General features: G+C 69.0%; 18 protein-coding genes. 3 read left to right on the forward strand and 15 right to left on the reverse strand.

Features of this window, described 5'->3' with window-relative positions; all coding sequences use genetic code 11:
* Positions 1–186: 186 nt before the first annotated feature.
* Entirely contained in the window at positions 187–2001 is a 1815-nt protein-coding gene (locus Q8N19_RS03970; protein ID WP_305588338.1) for an aminopeptidase P family protein, read from the forward strand.
* Positions 2002–2123: 122 nt separating this feature from the next.
* Here Q8N19_RS03970 and ligA read toward each other — a convergent pair whose 3' ends face one another.
* The 10 genes from ligA to Q8N19_RS04020 all read right to left on the reverse strand — a co-directional run bounded on the left by ligA (position 2124) and on the right by Q8N19_RS04020 (position 17631).
* Entirely contained in the window at positions 2124–4478 is a 2355-nt protein-coding gene (ligA, locus tag Q8N19_RS03975; RefSeq protein ID WP_305588339.1) for an NAD-dependent DNA ligase LigA, read from the reverse strand.
* Complete coding sequence (recN, locus tag Q8N19_RS03980; RefSeq protein WP_305588340.1) at positions 4471–6168, reverse strand: DNA repair protein RecN; 1698 nt, start codon at positions 6166–6168, stop codon at positions 4471–4473. Before recN ends, ligA begins: the two co-directional genes overlap by 8 nt.
* 58 nt (positions 6169–6226) lie before the next feature.
* Entirely contained in the window at positions 6227–7141 is a 915-nt protein-coding gene (locus Q8N19_RS03985) for an outer membrane protein assembly factor BamD (protein WP_371133783.1), read from the reverse strand.
* A 77-nt stretch (positions 7142–7218) separates the two neighbouring features.
* Positions 7219–8130 (reverse strand): UDP-3-O-acyl-N-acetylglucosamine deacetylase, encoded by a 912-nt coding sequence (gene lpxC, locus Q8N19_RS03990; RefSeq protein WP_371133784.1) that lies wholly within the window; start codon positions 8128–8130, stop codon positions 7219–7221.
* Positions 8131–8383: 253 nt separating this feature from the next.
* Complete coding sequence (gene ftsZ, locus Q8N19_RS03995) at positions 8384–9982, reverse strand: cell division protein FtsZ (RefSeq protein WP_305588342.1); 1599 nt, start codon at positions 9980–9982, stop codon at positions 8384–8386.
* Between the two features lie 301 nt (positions 9983–10283).
* Entirely contained in the window at positions 10284–11495 is a 1212-nt protein-coding gene (ftsA, locus tag Q8N19_RS04000) for a cell division protein FtsA (protein WP_305588355.1), read from the reverse strand.
* Positions 11496–11636: 141 nt separating this feature from the next.
* Positions 11637–12554, reverse strand: a complete 918-nt coding sequence (locus tag Q8N19_RS04005; protein ID WP_305588343.1) for a cell division protein FtsQ/DivIB — start codon at positions 12552–12554, stop codon at positions 11637–11639.
* Positions 12520–13467, reverse strand: a complete 948-nt coding sequence (locus tag Q8N19_RS04010) for a D-alanine--D-alanine ligase (protein ID WP_305588344.1) — start codon at positions 13465–13467, stop codon at positions 12520–12522. The genes Q8N19_RS04005 and Q8N19_RS04010 overlap by 35 nt, the downstream gene beginning before the upstream one ends.
* A gap of 76 nt (positions 13468–13543) precedes the next feature.
* Positions 13544–16639, reverse strand: coding sequence for an efflux RND transporter permease subunit (locus tag Q8N19_RS04015; RefSeq protein ID WP_305588345.1), 3096 nt, complete (start codon positions 16637–16639; stop codon positions 13544–13546).
* Entirely contained in the window at positions 16636–17631 is a 996-nt protein-coding gene (locus Q8N19_RS04020) for an efflux RND transporter periplasmic adaptor subunit (protein ID WP_305588346.1), read from the reverse strand. The genes Q8N19_RS04015 and Q8N19_RS04020 overlap by 4 nt, the downstream gene beginning before the upstream one ends.
* 279 nt (positions 17632–17910) lie before the next feature.
* Here Q8N19_RS04020 and Q8N19_RS04025 point away from each other — a divergent pair, with 279 nt between their 5' ends.
* Both Q8N19_RS04025 and Q8N19_RS04030 read left to right on the forward strand, forming a co-directional pair.
* Positions 17911–18159 carry a type II toxin-antitoxin system Phd/YefM family antitoxin gene (locus Q8N19_RS04025; protein WP_305588347.1) on the forward strand — a complete coding sequence of 83 codons (249 nt, stop codon included), beginning with the start codon at positions 17911–17913 and terminating at the stop codon, positions 18157–18159.
* Positions 18149–18439, forward strand: a complete 291-nt coding sequence (locus Q8N19_RS04030) for a type II toxin-antitoxin system RelE/ParE family toxin (RefSeq protein ID WP_305588348.1) — start codon at positions 18149–18151, stop codon at positions 18437–18439. Before Q8N19_RS04025 ends, Q8N19_RS04030 begins: the two co-directional genes overlap by 11 nt.
* Before the next feature lie 226 nt (positions 18440–18665).
* Here the strand turns inward: Q8N19_RS04030 and murB are convergent, their stop codons facing one another.
* The 5 genes from murB to murD form a co-directional block, all read right to left on the reverse strand.
* A complete protein-coding gene (murB, locus tag Q8N19_RS04035) occupies positions 18666–19565 on the reverse strand; it encodes a UDP-N-acetylmuramate dehydrogenase (RefSeq protein WP_305588349.1) in 900 nt (299 codons plus the stop codon).
* Positions 19562–20989 carry a UDP-N-acetylmuramate--L-alanine ligase gene (murC, locus tag Q8N19_RS04040; protein WP_305588350.1) on the reverse strand — a complete coding sequence of 476 codons (1428 nt, stop codon included), beginning with the start codon at positions 20987–20989 and terminating at the stop codon, positions 19562–19564. The genes murB and murC overlap by 4 nt, the downstream gene beginning before the upstream one ends.
* A 45-nt stretch (positions 20990–21034) precedes the next feature.
* Entirely contained in the window at positions 21035–22126 is a 1092-nt protein-coding gene (gene murG, locus Q8N19_RS04045; RefSeq protein ID WP_305588351.1) for an undecaprenyldiphospho-muramoylpentapeptide beta-N-acetylglucosaminyltransferase, read from the reverse strand.
* Between the two features lie 10 nt (positions 22127–22136).
* A complete protein-coding gene (ftsW, locus tag Q8N19_RS04050) occupies positions 22137–23327 on the reverse strand; it encodes a putative lipid II flippase FtsW (protein ID WP_305588352.1) in 1191 nt (396 codons plus the stop codon).
* On the reverse strand, positions 23324–24670 hold a 1347-nt coding region (gene murD, locus Q8N19_RS04055), incomplete at its 5' end, for a UDP-N-acetylmuramoyl-L-alanine--D-glutamate ligase (RefSeq protein ID WP_305588353.1). The genes ftsW and murD, both read right to left, overlap by 4 nt.

Here is a 24670-nt window from a genome sequence, read left to right on the forward strand (position 1 = left end):
TTCCACTGGGTTTGGCGCAGACGCATGGCGGACTGGGAAACGTCCCCGCCCCTGGCCGGGCGGCTGATGGCGGTGGGCTCGCTGGGCGTCTGGCTGACCGTAGGCGCCCTCGGGCGGCTGATCGCCTACGCTTGAGCCCGCATGATCCCCATGGCGCTCCGGCCCGGCCGGGCCTATTTCTAGTCCATGCGCCAGACCTTTGATGAGACTACCGAGCGCGCCTTTGGCGCCCGCCACCTGCCCCTGATCCGCCAGGCCATGGCCGAGCAGAAGCTGGATGGCTTCCTTGTCCCCCACGAGGACGAGCACCAGAACGAATATCTCCCCGAAGCCAATGACCGGCTGGCCTGGGCGACAGGCTTCACCGGCTCGGCCGGGGCGGCGGTGATCCTGAAGGACAAGGCCGCCGTCTTCGTCGATGGCCGCTACACCCTGCAGGTCCGCGATCAGGTGGACGAAAGCCTGTTCGAGATCCGCGATCTGGTGGAGGGCGGCGTGCCCGCCTATCTGGAGAGCGCCGCGGCCAAGGGCCAGGCGATCGGCTATGATCCCCGCCTGCATAGCCCCGATGGCCTGGCCCGGGTGCGCGCCGCCGTCGAGAAGGCCGGCGCCGAGCTGAAGCCGGTTGAGCAGAATCCCCTGGACGCGGCCTGGGGCGCGGCGCGTCCGGCCCAGCCGCAGGCGCCGGTGGTCCCCCATCCCCTGGACTATGCCGGCGAAGACTCCGCGGAAAAACGCGCCCGGGTCGGCCAGGCCCTGGCGGCCAAGGACGCTCAGGCTGCGGTCATCACCGCGCCGGCCTCCATCGCCTGGCTGTTCAATGTTCGCGGCGGCGACGTGATCCGCAGCCCCCTGCCGCTGGCCCAGGCCATTCTCGACGCCAGCGGCCGGGCGCGGCTGTTCCTCGATCCGGCGAAGGTCAGCGCCGACCTGCCGGCCTGGCTCGGCAACGAAGTCAGTCTGGAGACGCCTGAGGATCTGCCCGCCGCCCTGGCGGACCTGAAGGGCCAGAAGGTGCTGGTGGACCCGGGCCAATCCTCGGCCTGGTACTTCGACACCCTGGAGGCGGCCGGCGCCCAGACGATCCGCGCCGACGACCCCTGCGCCCTGCCCCGGGCCTGCAAGAACGCGATTGAGATCGAAGGCGCGCGGAAGGCCCATGTGCGCGACGGCGGGGCGCTGGCCCGCTTCCTCCACTGGCTGGCCACCGAGGCCCAGACCAGCCTGCCCGACGAAAAGACCGTGGTGCAGACCCTGGAGGGCTTCCGCGAGGCCACCGGCGCGCTGAAGGACCTGTCCTTCGACACCATCGCCGGGGCGGCTTCGAACGGCGCCATCGTTCACTACCGGCCCACCGAGCGGCTGAACAAGCGCACGGAGGCCGGCTCCCTGCTGCTGGTGGATTCCGGTGGCCAGTATCTGGATGGCACCACCGATGTGACCCGCACTGTGGCCATCGGCGAGCCCAGCCGGGAGATGGCCGAGCGCTTCACCCTGGTGCTCAAGGGCCATCTGGCGCTCGCCCATATCCGCTTCCCGACCGGGACGAGCGGCTCAGCCCTCGACGTCCTGGCCCGCGCGCCGCTCTGGATGGCTGGCCTCGATTACGACCACGGCACCGGTCACGGGGTCGGCAGCTATCTCGGCGTCCATGAAGGGCCGCAGCGGATCTCCAAGGCGCCCAACAATGTCGCCCTGCAGCCGGGGATGATCGTCTCCAACGAGCCCGGCTATTACAAGACCGGCGCCTACGGCATCCGCATCGAGAACCTGCAGGTGGTCACCGCCGCCGACGAGATCGAGGGCGGCGAGCGACCCATGCTCGGCTTCGAAACCCTGACCCTCGCGCCGATCGATCGCCGCCTGATCGTGGTCGAAATGCTGAGCGCGCAGGAGCGCGCCCAGATGGACGCCTATCACGCCCGGGTGCTGCGCGAGATCGCGCCCCTGGTGGACGCCGAGGTCGCCGCCTGGCTGGAAGAGGTCTGCGCACCGCTATAGGCGCATTCCCATTCCGTCATGGTCGGACTTGATCCGACCATCCATGAACGCGGTCCGTCATCCTGTGTGCATGGGCCCTCGGATCAAGTCCGAGGGTGACGGTGAGGCCTGTGGCTCGCCCCCTACCCCTGGCCCACCAGCGCCAGCCAGTCGTCCTCGGTGATCACTTCGATACCGAGGTCGGTGGCGGTCTTGAGTTTCGAGCCTGCGCCTGGGCCCGCCACCACCAGGTTGGTCTTCTTCGACACCGAGCCGGAGACCTTGGCGCCCAGGGCCTCGGCCTGGGCCTTGGCCTCGTCGCGGGTCATCTTCTCCAGGGCGCCGGTGAAGACGATGGTCTTGCCGGCCACCGCAGTGTCGGTCTTTGGGCGTTCGGCCGGCTGGACCTGGAGTTCGGCCAGCAGGTGATCGACCATGGCGCGGTTGTGATCCTCGCCGAAGAAACCGGCGATCATGCTGGCGGCCACCGGCCCAACCCCGTCGACGGCGGCCAGCTCGCCGAAGTCCTCCCCCGGGGCATGAGCCACGGCGGCGCTTGCGGCGGCCTCGAAGGCGGCCCAGTCGCCAAAGCGGCGCTCCAGCGCTTCGCGAGCGGTCTTGTTGAGCTTGGGCAGGCTGGACTTCAGCCGTGTGTCGAAACTCGCCCCTTCAGGCAGTAGAACCTCATGGGGGGCGGAGGCCCAGGCCAGGATGGCTTCGAGCGCCGTCGGTCCCACCCCGTCAAGCTGAGACAATTGGTCGTGCGCCGCGCCCGCCCGCTGGGCGGCGGCCGCGCGGGCGGCGGCCAGAAAGGCCTCCACGGTTTCGAAGTGCCGGGCCAAGGCCAGGGACGTGGTCTCCCCGATATGACGGACGCCCAGGCCATAGATGAAGCGGTCCAGCGGGATGTTCCGCTTGGCGTCGATCCCGCTCTTCAGATTGGCGACGCTGGTCTCGCCATAGCCCTCGGTCTCGCGCAACTCGTTCAGCTTGGCCTCGTCCCGGGCCAGGCGGAAGATATCGGCCGGCGCCTTGACCCAGCCCTTGTCGAAGAAGGCCTGGAGCTGCTTTTCCCCCAACCCCTCGATGTCGAAGGCTCGGCGGGAGACGAAGTGCTTCAGGTGCTCGATCCGCTGGAACGGACAGGCCAGCTCGCCGGTGCAGCGACGGACGACTGTCTCGGCGCCTGAGGCCGTGGTCTCCCGCGCCAGCGGCGTCTTCAGCGGACAGGGGCAGTGGTCGGGAAAGACGTAGGGCTCAGCGCCAGTGGGCCGCGCCTCCAGCACCGGCCCCACCACCTGGGGGATCACGTCGCCCGCCCGCTGGACGATGACCGTGTCGCCGATGCGCACGTCCTTGCGGGCGATCTCGTCGGCATTGTGCAGGGTGGCGTTCTCCACCACCACGCCGCCGACGGTGACCGGCGCGAGCCGCGCCACAGGCGTCACCGCGCCGGTGCGGCCCACCTGCAGGTCGATGGCGTTCAGAATGGTGCGGGCCTGCTCGGCGGGGAACTTGCGCGCAATGGCCCAGCGGGGCGAGCGCGAGACGAAGCCCAGCCGCTGCTGCCAATCCAGCCGGTCGACCTTGCAGACCACCCCGTCGATATCGAAGCCGAGGCGCGGCCGCAGCCCCTCCATGTCACGGTAGGCGTCCAGCAGCCCCTGCGCGCCCTCCACCCGGCGCGACTGAGGATTGGTCTGAAAGCCCCAGGCCTTGAGGGCCTCCAGGGCCTCCCACTGGGTCTGAGCGAAGGGGCTGCTCACCAGGCCCCAGGCATAGGCGAAGAAGCGCAGGGGACGCTGCGCGCTGATCTTGGGGTCGATCTGCCGCAGCGATCCGGCCGCCGCGTTGCGGGGATTGGCATAGGTCTTCTGGCCCGCCGCCTCGGCCGCGGCGTTCAGCGCCTTGAAGCCCTCATGCTCCAGATAGACCTCGCCCCGGATTTCGATGACATCGGGCCAGCCGGACCCGGCCAGGCGTTCGGGGACGTCATCCAGCGTCCGCAGATTGGCCGTGACGTCCTCCCCTACCCGACCATCGCCGCGGGTCGCGCCGCGCACGAGGCGGCCGTTCTCGTAGCGGATGGAGGCCGACAGGCCATCGATCTTGGGCTCGGCCGTATAGGCGATGGGGGTGTCATCCAGGCGCAGGAAGCGGCGCACCCGGCCCTCGAACTCAGTGGCCTCCTCGTCGGAAAAGGCGTTGTCGAGGCTGAGCATCGGCACGCCATGCTCGACCGGCGAAAACTGGGCCGAGGCCGCGGCGCCGATCTTCAGGCTGGGGGAGTTCTCGCGGATGAGGCCCGGGAAGGCCGCCTCGATCTCGGCGTTGCGGCGCTTGAGCGCGTCATACTCCGCGTCGGAGACCTTGGGCGCGTCGTCCTGATAATAGGCGATGTCGTGGGCCGCCATGGTGTCGGCGAGCCAGGTCAGTTCTTCGGCGGCCTCGGCCTCGGTGAGATCGGCGGCCGGCTTGGAGGCGGGAAACTCAGGCATCCATCAGGGCCCGGGCGGCGGCGCGGGCCGCATCGGTGATCTGGGCGCCGGCCAGCATGCGGGCGATCTCCTCTTCGCGGTCGCTCAAGGACAGCACCTCCACGGCGGTGCGCACCATTTCAGCGTCGCCGGCCTTGGAGATCCGCCAATGGGCGTCGGCCCGGGCTGCGACCTGCGGGCTGTGAGTGACCACCAGCACCTGGGCGGCCGAGGCCAGGCGACGCAGGCGCAGGCCCACCGCGTCGGCCACGGCGCCGCCGACGCCCTGGTCCACCTCATCGAAGATCATCAGTGGCTGGGCGCCCTCTGCGCGGCCCGCCAGGGCCGCCTTCAGCGCCAGGGCGAGACGAGCCAACTCGCCGCCTGAGGCGATCTGGCCCAGCTCGCCGAACGGCGCGCCCGGATTGGTGGAGATTTCGAAGGCGATTCTGTCCTGCCCCTGGGGGCCGGCCTTCTCCGGCGGCAGCGTCTCGACCGTGGTGCGGAAGCGCGCCTTGTCCAGTTTCAGCGGCCCGAGTTCGGACATCACCGCCTGGGCCAGCCGTTCGCCAGCCGCGCGACGTTGAGCGCTGAGGTCCTCGGCCGCAGCCAGATAGTCGGCTCTCGCCGTGGCCAGGGCGGCTTCGGCGGCCTTCAGGTCGTCGCCCGAGGTTTCGGCGGCCCGCAGGCGCTCGGCGAAGCGGACACGGAGAATGGGGAGTTCCTCGACGCTGACATTGAGCTTGCGGGCCATGCCCCGCAGTTCGAACAGACGCTCCTCGGTTTTTTCCAGGCGGTCGGGATCGAAGTCGAAGGCTTCGGCGGCGCCGTCAATGGCGGCCTCGGCCTCCTGAGCCTCAATCAGGGCGCGGTCGATGGCGCTGGTGGCGGCCGCCAGCCTGGTCACCGTGGGACCGGTCTCTGCGGCGCCGGCATGGACGGCGCGCTCCCGGGCGCGGTCCAGAGCGCGCACGGCCTGGGCCATGCGCGGCGCCAGACCGTCGAACGCCTCACGGGCCGAGGCGATGTCGGACAGCGCCTTCTCCGCGGCGCCCAGCATGGCGCGACTTTCGGCGAGGTCGGCCTCCTCCCCCTCCCGGGGCTCCAGGCGATCGAGCTCGGAGAGCCGCAGGCTCAGCTCCTCCATCTCGGCGGCGGCCTGTTCGGCGGCGGCGGCCAGGTCGTCCCGGCGGGCCAGGGCGGCGCGCCAGGACTTCCAGGCCTCACCGACCCGCCCCAGGGGCGTGGCCAGCTGGCCGAAGGCGTCGAGCAGAGGCCGGTGGGTGCGGGTGTCCAGCAGGCCCACGGTCTCGTGCTGGCCGTGGACCTCCATCAGCAGGGCGCCCAGTTCGCGCAGGACGCCGACGCTGGTGGCCTGATCGTTGACGAAGGCGCGGCTGCGGCCATCGGCGCTGACCGTGCGACGCAGGACGAGGTCTTCGCTGGAATCGTAGGACAGGCCCTTCTCGTCCAGCAGCGCCCAGGCTGGATGGTCGGGGGCTGGGGCGAACAGGGCCGTAGCCTGGGCCAGGCTCGCGCCCTGCCGCACGAGGGCCGCCTCGGCCCGCGCGCCGGTGGCCAAGCCCAGGGCGTCGAGGATGATCGACTTGCCTGCCCCGGTCTCCCCGGTCAGGGCTGTGAGCCCCGGCCCGATGGGCAGGTCAAGCGCCTCGATGAGCACCACGTCGCGGATCCACAGTCCGATCAGCATGGGGTGCAAGATTGCCTGGAATCACCTCGGGCGGAAGCCCGCCCGTTCGCCTTAGGTTCTATTCGCTCGCCGGAGGGCGCAGGGTCGTACCCTTGTCGCGTTCCAGCTCGTCCGAGTTGCGGCCGCCGACGAAGGGCAGCCGGGAGAAGAAGCCGCCGCTGGACCGGGCTTCCGGCGCATTGGCCGGCCGCAGGCCCCGGCTGTTCAGAAGTTCGTAGGCGTCGCGATACCAGATGCTGCCGGGATAGTTGAAGCCGAGGACCGCGCCGTTGCGCTTGGCCTCTTCGGTCAGGCCCAGGGTCAGATAGGCCTCCACAAGGCGATAGAGGGCCTCGGGCGTATGGCTGGTCGTCTCGTAGCGCTCGACCACCGTCTTGAACCGTCCGATGCCGGCCAGCACGTCGCCGTCACGCAGATAGTAGCGGCCGACGGTCATCTCCTTGCCCGCCAGCTGGTCGCGGACCATGTCGATCTTCAGCCGCGCGTCCTTGGCGTACTCGCTGTCCGGATAGCGCTGCACGACTTCCTGCAGGGCGTTCAGGGCCTGACCGGTGGCGGCCTGATCGCGGCCCACATCGACGATCTGTTCGAAGTAGCAGATGGCCTTGAGATAATAGGCGTACACCGCAGCCGGATTGCCCGGGGCCTGGGTCAGGAAGCGGTCAGCGCTGGCGATCGCCTCGGCGTAGTCATTGGCCTGATACTGGGCGTAGGCCGTCATCAGGATCGAACGCCGCGCCCAGACCGAATAGGGATGCTGCCGCTCGACCTCGGCGAAATAGTCGACGGCCTGATTCCACAGGCCGCGATCCAGGCGATTGGCGCCGGTGTTGTAGAGCAGCTCAACCGGCCGCTCTTCATAGACCAGCCGCGGACGCTCTTCGCGTCCGGCGCAGGCCGTCAGGGCCAGGGCGGCGACCAGAGTCGCCAGGGCGGGACCCCGAAGGGAATTGTGAAGCAGAGACACCTTCACCTCAAAAGGACCAACGCGCGCCCCCGCGCCGCGAGCCCTCGCTTCTACACCACGCGGGCGCCGGCGCAAACGGAAGCTCAGACCGCCAGGGCGAGCTCAGGGGCGAAGGTGCGGATCCGCCAGGCGTCCGGCTGGGCGACCAGGGCCCGGACCAGCTGGTTATTGATGCCATGGCCTGCCAGGCGGCCTTCAAAGCGGCCCAGGATCGGCGCGCCCAGCACATAGAGGTCGCCGATGGCGTCCAGGGCCTTGTGGCGCACGAATTCGTCAGGACGACGCAGGCCCTCGGGATTGAGGATCCGGTCGCCCTCGATCACCACGGCGTTCTCCAGCGAGCCGCCCCGGGCAAGGCCCATGGCGCGCAGGGTTTCGACCTCATGGGCGAAGCCGAAAGTGCGGCAGTTGGCGAGCTCGCTGCGGAAAGCCTCTTCCGTCATCACCAGATCGACGGCCTGGCGGCCGATGACGGGCGAATCAAAGACGATCTCGAAGGCCACCTCGAACTGGCTGCTGGGCAGCAGCTTGGCGCTCTTGTCGCCGTCCACCACCTCGATGGGCGCCAGGATCTCGATATAGCGGCGCGGGGCGTCCTGCTGACGGCGGCCGGCCTGATCGAGGATCTGAACGAAGGGTTCGGACGAACCGTCCATGATCGGCATTTCGGGGCCGTCCAGCTCGACGATGGCGTTGTCGACCCCCAGCGTCGCGAAGGCCGCCATCAGGTGCTCGATGGTGGAGACGGTCACACCTGCGGCGTTGCCGATGACGGTTCCGAGCTGGGTCTTGCAGACGGCCTCGGCGGACGCCGGCACGCGATTGTCCTGGTCGGTGATGTCGGTGCGCACAAAGACGATGCCGGTATCGGTGGGCGCCGGCCGAACGGAGACCCGCACATGGGCGCCGGTATGCACGCCGACGCCGGCGAAAATGGCGGGGCCGAGCACGGTGTGCTGCAAGGCGGATTGGGCGGAGGCGTGGGCTGCGGGCACGACGAAACCTTGGTTGACCGAACTTAGAGACGCGGGCGCGCAAACGACCGCGATTGGCCCCAGGAGACGGTTAAAACCTGTGCTGCGGCGCCGCAATACAAGTCCTGTTTCCGAATGTTTCGCTTGAGCCAGGAGCAAATTTTCCCAACCGTTCCAAACCCTTGCCGCCCCTCCCCGGCAATGAAAAACGGCCGGTCCCAGGGGACCGGCCGCCTCAAATCGCCCTGCAGCCGAGGCTGCGAGGTTGAATGACCTAGTTGGCCAGTCGCCGCAGGAAGGACGGGATTTCCAGATCCTCGCCGCCATCCCGCTCTGGCTCAGCCGACTCAGCCGTCTGAGCGCCGCCGCGGGCGGCAGGCGCATGACGAGCGGGCGCCGGGGCCGGCGACGGGGCGGGCGCGTCATACCGAGGGCGGCCGCCGAACAAGCTCAGAAATCCGCCCCGCTGGCGACGATCGTCCGCAAAAGCGGCGTCGCCGAACAGGGGTTCATCGTCATCCTCGGCCACCATCGGATCGACGATCCGGGTGATCGGCCGCTCTGCGGCAGGCTCCGGCGACGGCGCCGGACGCGCATAGAGATCCGGCTGAGGGGCCGGCGCCTCATAGGCGGGAGCCGGCTGAGGTTCCGGGGCTCGGGCCTGAGGCTGAACCTGGGGCTGAGGCGGCGGGGCGTAGGCCTGCGGGGCCGGCTCCGGGGCCCGGGGCGCGGGTTCAGGCGCATAGGCCGCGGGCGCGGGCCGCTCCACATAGGTGGGCTGCTGCGGCGGGGCGACCTGACGGACGGGCTCGGCCTGACGGACCGGGTTGTGCAGGGGCTGGTGAGGCGCCTGCGGCGGCGCCGGCGGGCGGCGGACCTCGGCCTTGGGCTCAATGGCGGCGATGGACGCGCCGTCCATGCCGGTGGCGACCACCGACACGCGGATCATCCCGTCCAGGGACGGGTCGAAGGCCGCCCCGAAGATGATGTTGGCCTCGGCGTCCACCTGCTCGGAGATGGCGTTGGCGGCCTCGTCGACCTCCAGCAGCGTCATGTCCAGACCGCCGGTGACGTTCACCAGAACCGCCTTGGCGCCCTTCAGCGAGACTTCATCCAGCAGTGGGTTCTGGATGGCGTTCTGCGCGGCCATCAGGGCGCGGTCGTCGCCGGAGGCTTCGCCTGTGCCCATCATCGCCTTGCCCATCTCGGTCATGACCGTGCGGACGTCGGCGAAGTCGAGGTTGATCAGGCCCGGCAGCACCATCAGGTCGGTGATCGAGCGGACGCCCGAATGCAGCACCTGGTCGGCCATGCCGAAAGCTTCGGAGAAGGTGGTGCGCTCGTTGGCGACCCGGAACAGGTTCTGGTTCGGAATGACGATCAAGGTGTCGACGTAGCGCTGCAGCTCGGCGATGCCGGAGTCCGCAAGGCGCATGCGGTGACGGCCTTCGAAGTGGAAGGGCTTGGTGACGACGCCGACGGTCAGGATGCCCCGCTCGCGGGCGCACTTGGCGATGATAGGCGCAGCCCCGGTGCCGGTGCCGCCGCCCATGCCGGCGGTGATGAAGATCATGTGGGCGCCGTCGAGGTGCTCGCCGATCTCAGGGATCGATTCCTCGGCGGCGCTCATGCCGACCTCAGGATGGGCGCCGGCGCCCAGGCCCTGGGTGACCGTCGCGCCCAGCTGAATGCGCCGATCGGTCTTCGAAAACGCGAGCTGCTGTGCGTCGGTATTGGCGACCACGAACTCCACGCCTTCGAGGTGCGCCTCGATCATGTTGTTCACAGCGTTTCCGCCTGCGCCGCCGACGCCAAACACCACAATACGCGGCTTCAGCTCGGTCTCGCGCGGCGCCGTCAGTGCAATAGCCATAGGACCCACCGTCCTCCGCAAATCTGTTGAAGCGTCCGCGACCCGCCCGCGACACGCTCCGATTGGGATGCGGTTAACTTAACGACCATCATCCTTAATCGAACGTAAACCGCTTACATTGAGTCGGAGGTCCGTCGACCCAAGCCGAGCGCATTTTTTTGTTGCGCCATAAGGCTTAATTGCGATTTTGCGGCGAAGTTGAGGCTTGGCCGCGGCTGGAACTGCGGCGGCAGGGCGCAGGGTCCGGCCAAAGAACACCGGGACCTTGTTAACCTTGACCTTAGGTCGACTAGACTTGTCGCTAAAGGTTTTCGCGCAGCCAGGCGGCGGCCTTGGTCACCGGATTGGCCCGGGGGTCTAGGCTCTCGCGACGGATCCGGGCGCCAGACATCGACTTGGCTGACACCGCTTCGCGCGGCCCGAAGGCCGCCCGGTGCAGGACGCCGGCCGCAGCACAGAAGGCCGGACCGGAAGCGGCGTCCGCCAGATGCGGCACGCGCCGCGGACGACCAAGCCGGACCGGACGGTCGAACACCCGCACGGCGACTTCACGCACGCCCGCCAGCTGGCTCGCGCCGCCGGTCAGGACGAGGCTGGCGCCCGGCTCCACAGGGGCGCCCGAGGCCTTCAGCCGGTCGCGCAGCAGTTCCAGGGTCTCCTCGACCCGCGGGGCGATGATGCCCTTGAGCAGGGAACGCGGGGCGATCACGGGGCCCGCGCCGGGGTCGTCGCCCCTCGGCGGGGCCTCGATCATCTCGCGGTCCTCATTGGCCGAAGCGATGGCCGAGCCGTGCAGGGTCTTGATGCGTTCAGCGCCGGCCATGGAGGTCGACAGTCCGCGGGCGATGTCGGCGGTCACATGCTGGCCGCCCACCGGAAGGGTTTCCACATGAACCAGGCTGCCGGCGGTGAACACTGCGGCCGAGGTGGATCCGCCGCCCATGTCGATGCACACGGCGCCCAGATCCATCTCATCTTCCTCCAGGGCCGCCAGGGCCGAGGCGAAGGGCGCGGCGACCACGCCTTCGAACTGCAGATGGGCCCGCTCGACGCAGGCGCCGAGGGTCTGGAAGGCGGTCTCGCTCACCGAGACCACCAGGAGCTCCACGGCCAGGCTGCGGCCAAACATGGCGCGGGGATCACGCACGCCGCTCTGGCCGTCCACCCGCCAGGCGATGGGCAGGATGTGGACCGGGCGGCGCTCGGGCAGCTTCACCGGCGACAGGGCCGACTGGATGGCGCGAACCAGATCATGGTCGGAGATCGGCCGGGCGCCGAGGCTCACGCGGCCGGAGATTCTGTGGCTGGCCAGCTGGCCGCCGGCCATGGCGACAGTGACGCCCTGGACGTTGACGCCGGCCACGTTCTCGGCCCGCTCCACGGCCTGGGCGATGGCGTCGGACGCCTCGTCCAGATTGACGATGGCCCCGCCGCGGATGCCGCGGGACTGCACATAGCCGACGCCCGCGGCCGTGAGGGTGCGATCCCCCCGGCGCACGCCGTCGGGCTTCATGATGAAGCAGGACACCTTGGAGGCGCCCAGATCCACAGCAGCCACGAGGGGCTGGCGGCCCAGGGCGGCCTTGAGGCTCTCGCGGCTGCTGTTGCGATCGACCGTTTTGGTCCCGAACGGCACGGTTCTTCCTTCCACCACCTAGGCGCCGTCGGCGATCAGGCCGCTGGAGCGGACCTGATCACGCGGCCGCACCGCCACCATCGTCGGATCGCGCAGATCGATCCGTGCAAATCCCAGCTCGAGAATGCGCGAGCGCTGGTCGAGCTGTTCCAGCTGAATCAGGGCCGCTTCTTCGTCGACCGCAGGGAGTTGAACAAGGGACCCGTCCTTCAGGCGGAGGTCCCAGCGGCGGTCATCGACCCGCACCAAGGCTTCCACCCGACTCATCAGCCGCGGGCGCGCGGCGATGCGCGGCAGGATGGCCGCGGCATGCTGGTCGGCGCCCTGGCCGACCACCAGGGGCAGGCTGGCCGACTGCAGGGGGCTCGCCTCGGGAATGACGCGGCCTTCTGCGTCGATCACCCGGCTGGCGCCGTTGTGCTGCCACACCGCCAGCTGGCGGCGTTCGGAGATGGCGATAATCAGGGTGTCGGGGAGCAGGCGCACGATCTGCGCCTCCTCGACCCAGCCGACCGATTCGACGCGGGCGCGGAGGGCTTCCAGATCAAGCCCCAGGACGGGTTGATCCTTGTAGACGCCGGCTGCGCTCAGAATGTCGGCGGTGGCCGCCGGCGATGCGCCCTGGACGTGGACGGCGTTAAGACGGAAGCCCAGTGAAGCGAACTGCTGGCCGATTGCAGCCTTGGTCCCTGCCCCCAGGCGTTCAGCCCGATCGCCGGTGGCCAGGGCCACCACGGCCATGACCGTCAGCACGCCGCCGGCGGCGATCAGGGCATGGGTCGGAGACAGGCCAATACGGCCTGCCGCGCCGAGCTTGCCGGGCGTGTAGCCGCCCGCCTTGGCCTTGGAGGGGCCGCGGGACTTTCGGGGACTGGCGGGCGCTTTGGCCCGGGGCTTCGCCTTAGACTGCGCTCCCCCCCGCAATGCCGCGGGCATAGGCGTCCTCCGTAATCCAAAGCACCAGTTGGTCGAAATCCACCCCAAGCTTGGCCGCCTGCTCGGGCACGAGCGAGGTCGGCGTCATGCCGGGCTGGGTATTGACCTCCAAGAGGACCAGAATGTCGTTAATGTCGTCATAACGAAGATCCGAGCGGGTCACCCCGCGACAACCCAGGGCTGCGTGAGCGCGCTCGCTGAGCTCCATAGCCTTTTCAAAGACATGCGGCGGAATATCGGCTGGAATGACGTGGTCTGAACCACCTTCGCCATACTTGGCCTCATAGTCATAGAAGCCTGTCCTGGGGACAATGTCGGTCACGGTCATCGCCTTGCCGGCCATAACGCCGCAGGCGAGCTCTTTTCCGCGGATATAGGGCTCGATCATCACCTCTTCGCCGAAGGTCCAGCTAGGGGCGACAAGCTCCTGCGGCGGACGATTCGCGCCCTCGAAGACGAGGAAAACGCCGACCGAGGACCCCTGGCTGTTGGGCTTGACCACGTAGGGCGGGGCCATGACGTGATCGGCGGCGGCTTCGAACCGGTTGAACAGCCCGCCGCCGGGCACGGTGACGCCGGCCGCGGCCAGCACGGCCTTGGCCTTGGCCTTGTCCATGGCCAGAGCCGAGGCCAGGACGCCGGAATGGGTGTAGGGCAGGCCGAGCGTCTCCAGCACGCCCTGGACGCAACCGTCCTCTCCCCACTCCCCATGCAGGGCGTTGAAGCAGACGTCGGGCTTCAGTTCGGTCAGACGCTGGGCGAGGTCACGGCCGGCGTCGACGCGGCTGACCCGGGCGCCCAGCCGCTCCAGGGCGTCGGCGCAGGCCGCCCCCGAAACCAGGCTGACCTCCCGCTCGGGAGACAGGCCCCCCAGCAGAACGGCGACATGTTTACCGGCGATGGAAAAGGCCATGGGGCTCTCTGGCTGCGACGGGGGCAAGCCTCCCCCTTCGGCGGCCCGTCCCCTCGCGTCAAGCGCCCTCGCCCATTCAGATCATCGGCGCGGCCCCTGGGGCGACGACGTCGGAGGGGGTCTCTGTCTCACGCTCACCGCGACTGAGCAGCCAGTACATGACCGGCGTGGCCACGCGGGACAGGACGGTCGAGGTCACCAGCCCCCCCATGATGGCGATCGCCAAGGGGGAGTAGAGGCCAGAATTCTCCAGAGCCAGAGGGGTCAGGGCGGCGATGGCGGTGACCGAGGTCAGCAGGACCGGCAGGAAGCGCACCTCGCCAGCCCTCTCGATGGCCGGTCGCAGCGCCACACCTGTCCGGCGCAGCTGTTCGGTGAAATCCACCAGCAGGATCGAGTTTTTGATCTCGATACCGATGAGGGCGATCATGCCGATGGCGGCTGTGAAGGACAGGGAATTGCCAGTCAGCCACAGGGCGCCCACGGCGCCGAACAGGCCGAGCGGTATGATTCCGGCCACCACCAGGGCCGTCTTGAACTTCCCGAATTCCAGCACCAGCACCGCCAGGATGCCGAAGACCGCGATCAGCACCGCGGCGCCCAGGCCTGCGAAACTGTCGGACTGGGCCTCGGCCTGCCCCCCCAGGTTCAGGCTGTAGCCGGGCGGCAGGGCCAGCTCGGCCTCCAGACGCTCTACCGCCTGGGTGGTCACCGCCGAGGTCAGGAAGCCTGTGCCCACATAGGCGGTGATGGTGACGGTCCGCTGGCGGTCCACCCGGTCGATCCGCGCTGGGCTGGAGGTCAGGACCGGGGTCGAGACCACGCCCATGGGCACGGCCTGTCCGCTGGCGCTGGGCAGGTAAATGTCCCGCAGGGCCGCCACCTCATTACGCGCCGACATGGGCAGGCGGACATTGACGGCGTAGTCGTCGCCATCGGGATCGCGGTACCGGGCGACGCTCTCGCCAGACAGAGCCAGACGCGTGATGCGGCGTCCGGCGCCGGCCGGCACCCCCAGGGCTGCGGCCTTGGCCTCGTCCAAGCCGAGGTCCAGGTCGGTGCGGTCGAGGCGGACCGGGTTGGTGACGTCCCTGGCGCCTGGCGTGGACTTCAAGATCGCTTCAGCCTGAGCCGCCAGACCCTTGAGAACACTCAGGTCCTGGCCTTGCAGACGCACGGCGATGGGGGCCTCGATGGGCGGGCCGTTCTCGAAGACGATGACCCGGATACGGGCGCCGGGATAACGGTCGAAGTCGGCGCGCAGGGCGTCCAGCAGGGCGGGACTCTCCCCCGGCTCCCAGGCCGCCAGGCCCGCATAGACCTCCGCATAGTTGGGTTGCGGCTCGGCCTGGTTCACATTGTAGAAGATCTGCGGATTGCCGCGGCCGAGATTGCCCGCCCGCCAGACGATGGCCTCTTCCTGGGCGAGCCGGGCCTCCACAAAGCGCAGGGCCTCGTCGGTCTTGGCCATGGACGTTCCCTGCTGGGTCTCGATCTGCACCAGGAACTGGGGCGTCTCGGCCGGCGGAAACAGGGACGAGCCGATGGCTCCCAGCATCGGGACCGTCGTGGCGCAGATGGCCAGGATGATGGCCAGGGCGATCCAGGGCCGCGCCAGGGCCCGACGAAGGATCGGGCTGTAGAAGCGGTGGATGCCGCCATTGATGGCCCGCAGAAGGGCGTTACCCTCCGGGTCCTCGTGCCGCGACAGGATGCGGCTGGCCAGGAAGGGGATGATGGTCAGGGAGACCAGCAGGGAGGCCGCTACCGTGCTCAGCACCGCCACCGGCAGGGAGCGGATATAGGCGCCAGAGCCCTCCGGCAGGAACATCAACGGCAGGAAGGCCAGCATCAGGGTCGCCGTACAGCCCAGCACCGCCAGCGAGATCTGCCGCGTGCCGTTGACCGCCGCGGTCACCCGGTCTTCCCCGGCCCGCAGGCGCCTTGCGATGTTCTCGGTGACCACGATGGAGTCGTCCACCAGCAGGCCCAGGCTGAGCACGAAGCCGGCGATGGCCAGCTGGTTCAGCGTGAAGCCCAGCCCCTGCATCACCGACAAGCCGATCAGGACAGACAGCGGAATGGACATCATCACCACCACGCCCGCCCGCAGTCCGAGCGGCAGGAGGGTGACGAGGACAAGTCCCAGGGCGATGCCGAAGTCCCGGAACAGCCGGTTCAGCCTGTGCTTCACATTCTCGGCCTGCTGGAAGCCGCGCTCCAGGCGCACACCGGACGGCAAGGTGGTCTCGAACTCGTCCAGGGCGGCGTTGACGGACCGGGTCAGGCTGGCGACATCGGCGCCGTCTCTCTGCTTGACGGTGACGAAGACCGCCCGCTCGCCATTGAACCGCGTCAGGTGGGTGGCCTCAGCCTCGGCCCAGGCGACGGTGGCCACATCCTCCACCCGCACCACCCGCCCCTCGGTCATGCGCACGGGGGTCTGGGCGATGTCTTCCAACTCGCGGAAGGCGCCGCCGGCCTTGACGTTGAAACGTCGCTCTCCGGCATGGACCGCGCCCACAGGCGCCTCGGCGCCGGCCGCGGCCAGGGCGTCGGCCACGGCGGTGGCGGGCAGTTGCAGGGCGGCAAGCCTCGGCAGGTCGAGGGATACCCGGACCTCGGATGGCGGCGCGCCCCAGTACTCGGCCTGGCGCACCCCAGGCGCCCGGGCCAGCCGCTCACGCAGGCGCTCGGCCACCTTCTCCAGCCGGCGCATGGGCAGGTGTTCGCTGACCAGAGCCACCTGGATGACCGACACCTCGGTGGTCCGCGCCCGGCGGACCTCCAGCAGGGCCAGACCGTCCGGCAACCGGGGGCGCAGGGCGTTCACCTCGCGGACCACCTCGTCATACTTGCGGTCGGTATCCACATCCCAGTTGAACAGCACCTGGACGACGGCCGCCCCGTCCTGGCTGGTGGAGCGGATCTCGTCCACATCGTCCAGGCCGTCGAGCACATCCTCCAGCGGGTCAGCGATCAGCTGCTCCATCTCGGTGGGCTCGGCGCCGGGCAGGACGGCGCGGACGATCATCACCGGGATGGGAAAGTGCGGGTCTTCCGACCGGGGCATGCTGGAGAAGGCGCTCAGACCCAGCATGGTCAGCAGGGCGAAGGCCACCAGGGTGAACTGCCAGCGGCGGACCGCGAAGCCTGCGGGGTCGAAGTTCATGGGGCGGCGCTTTCAGCCGGGCCGTCCTTGGGGGCTGAGCTGCGGGCCTTGGCGACCAGGGCTGTGGGATCGATCACCTGCACCTTGTCGCCGTCACCGACGAAGCCGCCGCCAGCCGTGATCACGCGCGCGTCGGGCGCCAGCCCCGCCACCAGGGCGTCGTCGCCATCGAAGCCGCCAAAGCTGACCGAAGTGCGCCGGGCCACGTCGCCATCGAGGCGCAGGACGAAGGCGCGGCCGTTCTGGGCCTCCTGGATCGCCTCGGCGGGAATACGGGAAAAGCCGTCGGCTGTGGCGGGCGGGGCTGCGTTGATCTGGGCCCGGCCCACCTGTCCGCTGCGCAGGCCTGGGCTGGCTGCGATCTCGATCTCCACATCCACCGTGCCGGCGCCCGCCGCGCTGGCCCCGCCGATCAGGATGACCCGGCCCGGCAGGGTCTGGTCGGCGACCTCCACCTCGGCTGCGGCGCCCTGGGCGATCCTTGCGGCCTGACGGTCGGGGACCGGAACCCGCAGGACGAAGGGCGAGCCGGCGTCAGCGATGGTCACCACCGTCTGGCCCGGCTGCACCACCTGGCCTGCCGTCGCCGTGCGCGACAGGACCACGCCAGCGGCAGGCGCGCTCAGGGTCGCCCAGCGGCGGTCGAAGGCGGCGGACGAATAGGCGGCCTCGGCGGCCTCAAGGGCGGTGCGGCGGTCATCGATCCGCTGGCGGCTGACAAAGCCCTTGTCGAACAGGGCCTGGTCCCGCTCCAGATCCCGCCGGGCGCGGTCCAGGGCGGCCTTGGCCTGCTGGCGGCCGGCCTCGACGGCGGTAGGGTCAAGCTGGGCGATCACCTGGCCGGCGCGCACCACGTCGCCCTCATCCACGGTTAGGCTGGTGATGACGCCGGGCACCCGGAAGGCCAGCTGCGCCTCCCGCTGGCGAGCGAGCGCCCCGGTGGCGGTGATCAGCGTCTCGGCGCTGGCGGCCCGGACGGCCGCGGCCTCCACGGCCGGTGGCGGCGCCTGCGCGGTTGGGGTCTCCGTTCCGCCCCCACAGGCCGCCAGAACCGAGGCGAAACCTGCGATGGCTGTAAGCTTGACTATGTGCCTAAGCTGCCTGTCGCGACCTTGCATGACGCCACCCCGTTCCCTGGCTGAACGGCGATCTAAACAGCGTTAGCTTACGTTGTAAACAGGAACAGCGTTCGGTGGCGAGCGGGGGCCAGTCGGCAACTAGAAAGGACCAGTTCAAGGTGCTATTAATGGCGCCCATAAGGAGCCCTGTTGATGACGCATCAGATTCACGCCCAGACGACGGCGAGCGTTTCAGAACTCAAGAAGAACCCTATGGGCACGGTCGCGGCCGGCGAGGGATTCCCGGTCGCCATCCTCAACCGCAATGAGCCAGCCTTCTACTGCGTCCCCGCCAAGGCCTATGAGGCGATGCTCGAGCGGCTTGAAGACCTGGAGCTCAACGCCGTAGCCGATGCGCGCCAAGGCCAGGAGATCCACAGGGTCTCGCTGGATGACCTATGAGCTCGCCTTCCTGGAAGAAGCCCTGAAGGAGTGGCGCAGGCTCGACAACACCACCCGCGAACAGTTCAAATCCAAGCTCGCCGAGCGCTTGCAGAACCCGAAAATCCCCTCAGCCCGCCTTCACGGCGCCAAGGCGCGCTACAAGATCAAGCTTCGAAACGCCGGATACCGCCTCGTCTATGAGGTGAAGGATCAGCAACTGTTGGTTCTCGTCGTCGCCGTCGGCAAGCGCGAACGTAACGCGGTCTATAGAGCCGCTGAGCGCCGCAAGGCCGAGTGAGGGGGTAGGTGGAGGCTCATATTCGGCAAGGATCGCGTCGGTTCTAAGAAATTAGTATGCGCCCCTACTTTCAAATCCAAAAACAGACAGCTTGGCGGCCCTCCCGGCGCTTGGCGGGGAACTCGGACTTACTGATGCCGATATCGAAGCCCTTATGCAGGGCCGCACCTCGACGGCGGCCGAGCCTCTTACTTAGACGCAGATGACCGTCCCGAGACCCGAGAACTCAGCCCACCCGCCCGATCCGCTTGATTTCCCAGTCCAGGGTGACGCCCAGCTTGTCCGCCACATCGGCCCGCACCGCTTCGCCGAGGCCCTCCAGGTCGGCGGCGGTGGCCTCGCCGGTGTTGATCATGAAGTTGGCGTGGAGGGGGGAGAACATGGCGCCGCCGTGGGGCTTGCCGCGCCAGCCGGCCGCATCGACCAGCTTCCAGGCTGACTGGCCGGGCGGGTTCTTGAAGGTGGAGCCGCCGGTCTTTTCGCGGATCGGCTGGGTAGTCTCCCGCCTCGCGGTGATCTCGTCGATGCGGGCGGTGATGGCGGCGGGGTCGTCGGCCTGGCCCTCATAGACCGCCTGGGTCCAGATGATGTCGGCCGGCGCCTGGCTGTGGCGATAGGTGTAGCCGAAGTCGGCCAGGGTGAAGTCGCGGCGCGCTCCGGAGCAGTCGATCCCGCTGGCGGAGACCAGCACGTCCTTGGTCTCGGCGCCGTAGCAGCCGGCGTTCATGGTCAGGGCGCCGCCGATGGAGCCCGGGATGCCGGCATAGAATTCCAGGCCCGCAATGCCGGCCTTGGCGGCGGCGCGGGCGACCATGGCGTCCAGGGCTGCGGCGCCGGCGGTGACCCGCACGCCGTCGGTGGTCACCTGGCCAAAGGCCTTGCCGGCGAGGCGGATCACAACACCCTCGATCCCGCCGTCGCGGATGATGACATTGGAGCCGACGCCCAGCACAGTCACCGGCACGGCCGGGTCCAGACCCCGCAGAAAGTCCGCCAGATCCTCGGCGTCGGCCGGCAGGAAGAGCACGTCGGCGGCGCCGCCGACCCGGAACCAGGTGAAGGGCGAAAGCGGCTCATCCCGCAGGATCTTGCCCCGGACCATCGGCAGGGCCTCACGCCAGCTCATTTAGCGGCGCTGCGCAGCGCGTCCAGCTGCTCAGGCAGGGCGTAGGCCCAGCTGGTGATGTCGCCCGCGCCGAGACAGACCACCAGGTCGCCGTCCTGGGTTTCCTGCAGCACCAGCCGGGCCAGGTCCTCAGGACCCGACAACGGCAGGGCGCGGCGATGGCCATAGCGGCGCAGGCCATCCACCAGGGCTTCGCGGCTGGCGCCCTCCAGGGGCGCTTCGCCTGCGGCGTAGATGTCGGCGACGATCACCACGTCGGCGTCGCTGAAACAGGCGCAGAAGTCCTCGAACAGGTCCTTCAGCCGCGAATAACGGTGCGGCTGGACCACAGCCACGACCCGGCCCTCGGTCACCGCCCGGGCGGCCTTGAGCACCGAGCTGATTTCCACGGGATGGTGGCCGTAGTCGTCGATCACCCGCACCCCGCCAGAGGTCCCGGTGGTGGTGAAGCGGCGCTTGACCCCGCCAAAGCCCGTCAGGCCCGCAGCGATGGCCTCCGGGCTGACCGAAAGTTCGCGGGCCACGGCGACGGCGGCGAGCGCGTTAAGCACATTGTGCATGCCGGCCATCGGCATGTGCAGGTTCTCCATCCGCACCGGCTCGCCCTGCAGGGGGCGGATCACCACGTCGAAGCGGGCGCCGTCGGGGCCCATGGAGATCTTCTCGGCCCGGACCTCGGCCTGGGGATTGACCCCGTAGGTCACCAGCCGGCGGTTCTCCACCCGCGACGTCAGGGCCAGGACCTCGGGATGGTCGGTGCAGACCGCGGCGAAGCCGTAGAAGGGGATGTTTTCGATGAAGTCCTGGAAGGCCTTCTTCACCGCCTCGAAGTCGCCGTAGTGGTCCAGGTGCTCGGGGTCGATATTGGTGACCACGGCGACCGTCGACTTCAGCTTCAGGAAGGTGCCGTCGCTCTCATCGGCCTCGACGACGATCCAGTCCCCCTCGCCCACCTTGGCGTTGGTGCCATAGGCGTTGATGATGCCGCCATTGACCACGGTGGGGTCGAGGCCGCCGGCGTCCAACAGGGCGGCGATCATCGAGGTGGTGGTGGTCTTGCCGTGCGTGCCGCCCACGGCGATGGAGAACTGCAGGCGCATCAGTTCGGCCAGCATCTCGGCCCGGCGGACCAGCGGCAGGCGCCGCTCGCGGGCCGCCTGCATCTCCGGATTGTCCTGCTTGACGGCGGTGGAATAGACGACGGCCGAGGCGCCTTCGACCTGGGCGGCCTCATGCCCGATGAAGATCTTCGCCCCCAGCTTTTCCAGGCGCTCGGTGTTGGCGCTGGCCTTGGAGTCCGAGCCCTGCACCGTATAGCCGATGCGCAGCATGATCTCGGCGATGCCGCTCATGCCGATGCCGCCGATGCCGATGAAGTGGACGGGACCAAGCTCGAAGGGGACGGGACGGCGACGGCGGTTCATGGGGCGGCGGGGCCTGTGGCTGGAGGGCGAGGGGCCTGGCGGCCCTTAAGCGGCGGTCTGTTCGACAAGATCGGCCAGGCGCTCGGCTGCGTCGGGCCGGGCGATGGAGCGGGCGCCGGCCGACATGCGGGCCAAGCGCTCTGGATTGGTCAGGAGCTTTTCCAGGGCGTTGGACATCGTCTCGACGGTCAGCTGGTTCTCCCGGGCGATCACCGCGCCGCCGGCCTCGACCATCACCTGGGCGTTCTGGCCCTGATCGTCGTCCAGGGCGACAGCCAGCGGCACCAGGATCGAGGGCCGGCCGGCGATGGCGAACTCGCAGACTGTGCCGGCGCCGGATCGCCCGACCACCAGGTGGGCCTGACGCAGACGGGTGGCCATGTCGCGGAAGAAGGGGGCGATCTCGGCCTCGACCATGGCGTCGGCATAGATCCGACGGGCGATGTCCATGGACTCCTTGCGGGTCTGCTGCTGCACCCGCAGGCGCACGCGCAGATCCTCCGGCAGGGCGAGGATGGCCTCAGGCATGAGCTCCGACAGAAGCCGTGCGCCCTGACTGCCGCCGGTGATCAGCAGGCGCAGGGTGCCGCCGTCTTCCGGGGGGAGATAGGGCTTGTCGGCGAGCTCGCGGATCTCCTGGCGCACCGGATTGCCGACGATCACCGCCTTGGCGGCGGCCTTGGGCGGCGCCTTCTGGAGGCTCGGAAAGGCGCAGGCCACGGCGGTCACATGGCTAGCCAGGCGGCGATTGGCCCGGCCCATGACCGCGTTCTGCTCGTGGATCACCGTCGGGCGGCCCTGGGTGATGCCGGCCAGCAGGCCTGGCACCGACGGATAGCCGCCAAAGCCCACCACGACGGCGGGGTCCAGGCGCTTGAAGGCCGCCCGGGCCTGCATCACCCCCTGGAAGATGGCGAGGCCGGCCTTGGCCATGCCGATGGGGTCGCCGGACTTGAAGGTGCTGGCCGACAGGCCGATGCGCTCCTCGGCGGGGAAACTCTCGGCAAACGCCGCGACCCGTTCGTCAGAGGCCAGGGCCACACGCCAGCCACGGGCGATCAGCGTCTCAGCGAGCGCCTGGGCGGGAAAGAGATGGCCTCCGGTTCCCCCGGCGGCGACCACGGCGAGCTTGCGCATAAGGGCTCGTTTAGGCGAAGGCGCCGGCCTTGGCGAGCCCTTCGGAGGGGGCATAGGCGCCCGGCCGACGACGGGTCAGGGCCAAGGCCAGGCCAAGGGTGAGGCCGGACGCGATCAGGGACGACCCGCCATAGGAGATAAACGGCAAGGTCATGCCCTTGGTGGGGATCATGTTGAGGTTCACCGCGATGTTGATGATCGCCTGCTGGCCGACGATCACGAACAGGCCGGCGGCGGCCACCTGCTCGAAGGTGTTGCTGAGCTTCATGGCCCGGTGCAGGCCCCGAGTGACGATCAGGGCGAAGAGGCCGATGACGATCAGGCTGAAGACCAGGCCATATTCTTCGGCGGCGACCGAATAGACGAAGTCGGTGTGCAGATCGGGGACGTGTCGCTTCATGACTCCCTCGCCCGGCCCACGGCCGAACAGGCCGCCCGCAGCGATCGCCTCGGCCGCCCGATCGACCTGGTGGGTGTCGGCGCTCTCAGGATTGAGGAAGCGGTTCACCCGGTCGGCCACGTGGGAGAAGACGAAGTAGATGGCTACCAGTCCCGCCACGGCCACAGCGCCCAGTCGCATGACCCAGGAGAGCGGCACCCCGGCCATCCAGAAAGCCGCGCCAAAGGCCACGGTGATCAGCACCGTCTGACCCACATCTGGCTGGATCAACAGCAGGGCGACGGAGACGGCGTAGAGGGCGAAGGCGATGGTGACGCCGGGCACCCCCTCGCCCTTCTGGCCCTCGGAGAACATCCAGGCCACCAGGACGATCAGGGCAGGCTTGAGGAACTCCGACGGCTGCAGGGTGAAACCCGCGAACTCCACCCAGCGGGTGGCGCCCTTGGCGGTGTGCCCCATGAACGGCAGGGCGATCATCAGGGCGATGGCGCCGACGAAGATGAAGAAGGAGAGCCGCCGCACCATGCGCACCTCCAGCATGGAGGCGCCGATCAGCACGCCGGCGCCGACGACGGCGAAGACGCACTGACGCAGGGCGAAATGGAAGGGGTCGCCGACATTCATCCGCGCCGCCGCCGCCGGGCTGGCGGCGAAGGACAACAGAATCCCTAAGCCAATCAGGACCGCCGCCGCGCCCAGCAGCCATCGATCGATGGTCCACCACCAGACCCCCACGGCCGAGCGGTCGCTGCGGGCGAAGGCATGGGCCTGGCTGGGCTTGATCAGTTGATCGGCGCTCATGCCCGCGCGCCCCGCTGCACGGGGGCCTCAAGCCCCACCACTGCGGCGCGGAAGGCTTCGCCGCGGGCTTCGAAGTCGGCGAATTGGTCAAAGGAGGCGCAGGCGGGAGACAGCAGCACAATGGCGTCCTGTCCGGTCGCGGCGGCGTCGGCATAGGCCAGCTGCACCGCGCGCTCCAGGCTTCCACATTCGATCGCCTCGGCCTTGCCGGCCAGGACGCCGGCGAAGTCCGGAGCGGCCTCGCCGATCAGATAGGCCTTCTCGATGCGCGGAAAGAGGTCGCTCAGGCCCTCGATGCCGCCTTCTTTGGGCTGGCCGCCGGCGATCCAGTAGAATTTGGGATAGCTGCCCATGGCCTGACGGGCGGCGTCGGCGTTGGTGGCCTTGGAGTCATTGACGAAGCGGACGCGGCCCAACTGGCCGACGGTCTCCATTCGGTGGGCGAGGCCCGGGAAGGTCATCAGACCCTCGGCGGCCTCTTCGGGGGTCAGACCCAGACCCCGGGCGGCGCTATAGGCCGCCGCGGCGTTCTGCCAGTTGTGCCGGCCGGGCAGGGAGCGGGCGCGCAACAGATCGGCGATCTCCACGGCGCGCTCGCCAGTGGCGTCATACAGCAGGCCCTGCAGCACATAGACGCCGCGGCCAATGGCCTTGGACGAGGAGATCGGCACGATGGTGCGGCGGTTGGCGGCCACCACCTCGGTGCAGATCTGCTGGCCATAGGGGTCGTCGACGCCGATGACGGCGGTGTCGCCTTTGCCCTGATTCAGCAGCACTCGGCGCTTGGCGGCCACATAGCCGTTCATGCCGCCGTGGCGATCCAGGTGGTCAGGCGTGATGTTGAGCAGGATGGAGACGTCGGGCTTCAGGCTCGAGGTCAGGTCCAGCTGATAGGAGGACAGCTCCAGCACATAGACCGCGCCGCCGTGCATGTCCTCCAGCCCCAGGACGCCGAACCCGAAGTTGCCGCCGATGCGGGTGTCGCGGCCAGCGCTGGCGCAGATATGGGCGATGAGGGCGGTGGTGGTGGACTTGCCGTTGGTGCCGGTGATGGCGACCACCTTGGGCCGCTTGTGCTCCGGCGCGGCGTTGACCGCCCGGGCGAAGAGCTCGATGTCGCCCAGCACCTCGACCCCGGCGGCCCTGGCCCGCTCCACGGTCCAGTGAGGCGTCGGGTGGGTGAGCGGCACGCCGGGCGACAACAGGAGCGCAGAGAAGCTCCACCAGTCGGCCGAGGACAGATCCGTGAGTTCAAAACCTTCGGCGATGGCGGCCTCGCGGGCGGCGGGGCGCTCGTCCCACAGGGCCACGGTCGCGCCGCCGGCCTGCAGGGCGCGCGCGGC

Source organism: Phenylobacterium sp. (assembly GCF_030693405.1).
Lineage (GTDB): Bacteria > Pseudomonadota > Alphaproteobacteria > Caulobacterales > Caulobacteraceae > Phenylobacterium.

Coding starts and splice junctions, on each gene's coding strand:
- Q8N19_RS04030 (WP_305588348.1), top strand. CDS start 18,149: ATGACCTATGAGCTCGCCTTCCTGGAAGAAGCCCTGAAGGAGTGGCGC.
- ftsW (WP_305588352.1), bottom strand. CDS start 23,327: ATGAGCGCCGATCAACTGATCAAGCCCAGCCAGGCCCATGCCTTCGCC.
- murB (WP_305588349.1), bottom strand. CDS start 19,565: ATGAGCTGGCGTGAGGCCCTGCCGATGGTCCGGGGCAAGATCCTGCGG.
- murC (WP_305588350.1), bottom strand. CDS start 20,989: ATGAACCGCCGTCGCCGTCCCGTCCCCTTCGAGCTTGGTCCCGTCCAC.
- ftsA (WP_305588355.1), bottom strand. CDS start 11,495: ATGAAGCCCGACGGCGTGCGCCGGGGGGATCGCACCCTCACGGCCGCG.
- recN (WP_305588340.1), bottom strand. CDS start 6,168: ATGCTGATCGGACTGTGGATCCGCGACGTGGTGCTCATCGAGGCGCTT.
- ftsZ (WP_305588342.1), bottom strand. CDS start 9,982: ATGGCTATTGCACTGACGGCGCCGCGCGAGACCGAGCTGAAGCCGCGT.
- Q8N19_RS04010 (WP_305588344.1), bottom strand. CDS start 13,467: ATGGCCTTTTCCATCGCCGGTAAACATGTCGCCGTTCTGCTGGGGGGC.
- Q8N19_RS04025 (WP_305588347.1), top strand. CDS start 17,911: ATGACGCATCAGATTCACGCCCAGACGACGGCGAGCGTTTCAGAACTC.
- Q8N19_RS04015 (WP_305588345.1), bottom strand. CDS start 16,639: ATGAACTTCGACCCCGCAGGCTTCGCGGTCCGCCGCTGGCAGTTCACC.
- ligA (WP_305588339.1), bottom strand. CDS start 4,478: ATGCCTGAGTTTCCCGCCTCCAAGCCGGCCGCCGATCTCACCGAGGCC.
- murG (WP_305588351.1), bottom strand. CDS start 22,126: ATGCGCAAGCTCGCCGTGGTCGCCGCCGGGGGAACCGGAGGCCATCTC.
- Q8N19_RS03970 (WP_305588338.1), top strand. CDS start 187: ATGCGCCAGACCTTTGATGAGACTACCGAGCGCGCCTTTGGCGCCCGC.
- Q8N19_RS04005 (WP_305588343.1), bottom strand. CDS start 12,554: ATGCCCGCGGCATTGCGGGGGGGAGCGCAGTCTAAGGCGAAGCCCCGG.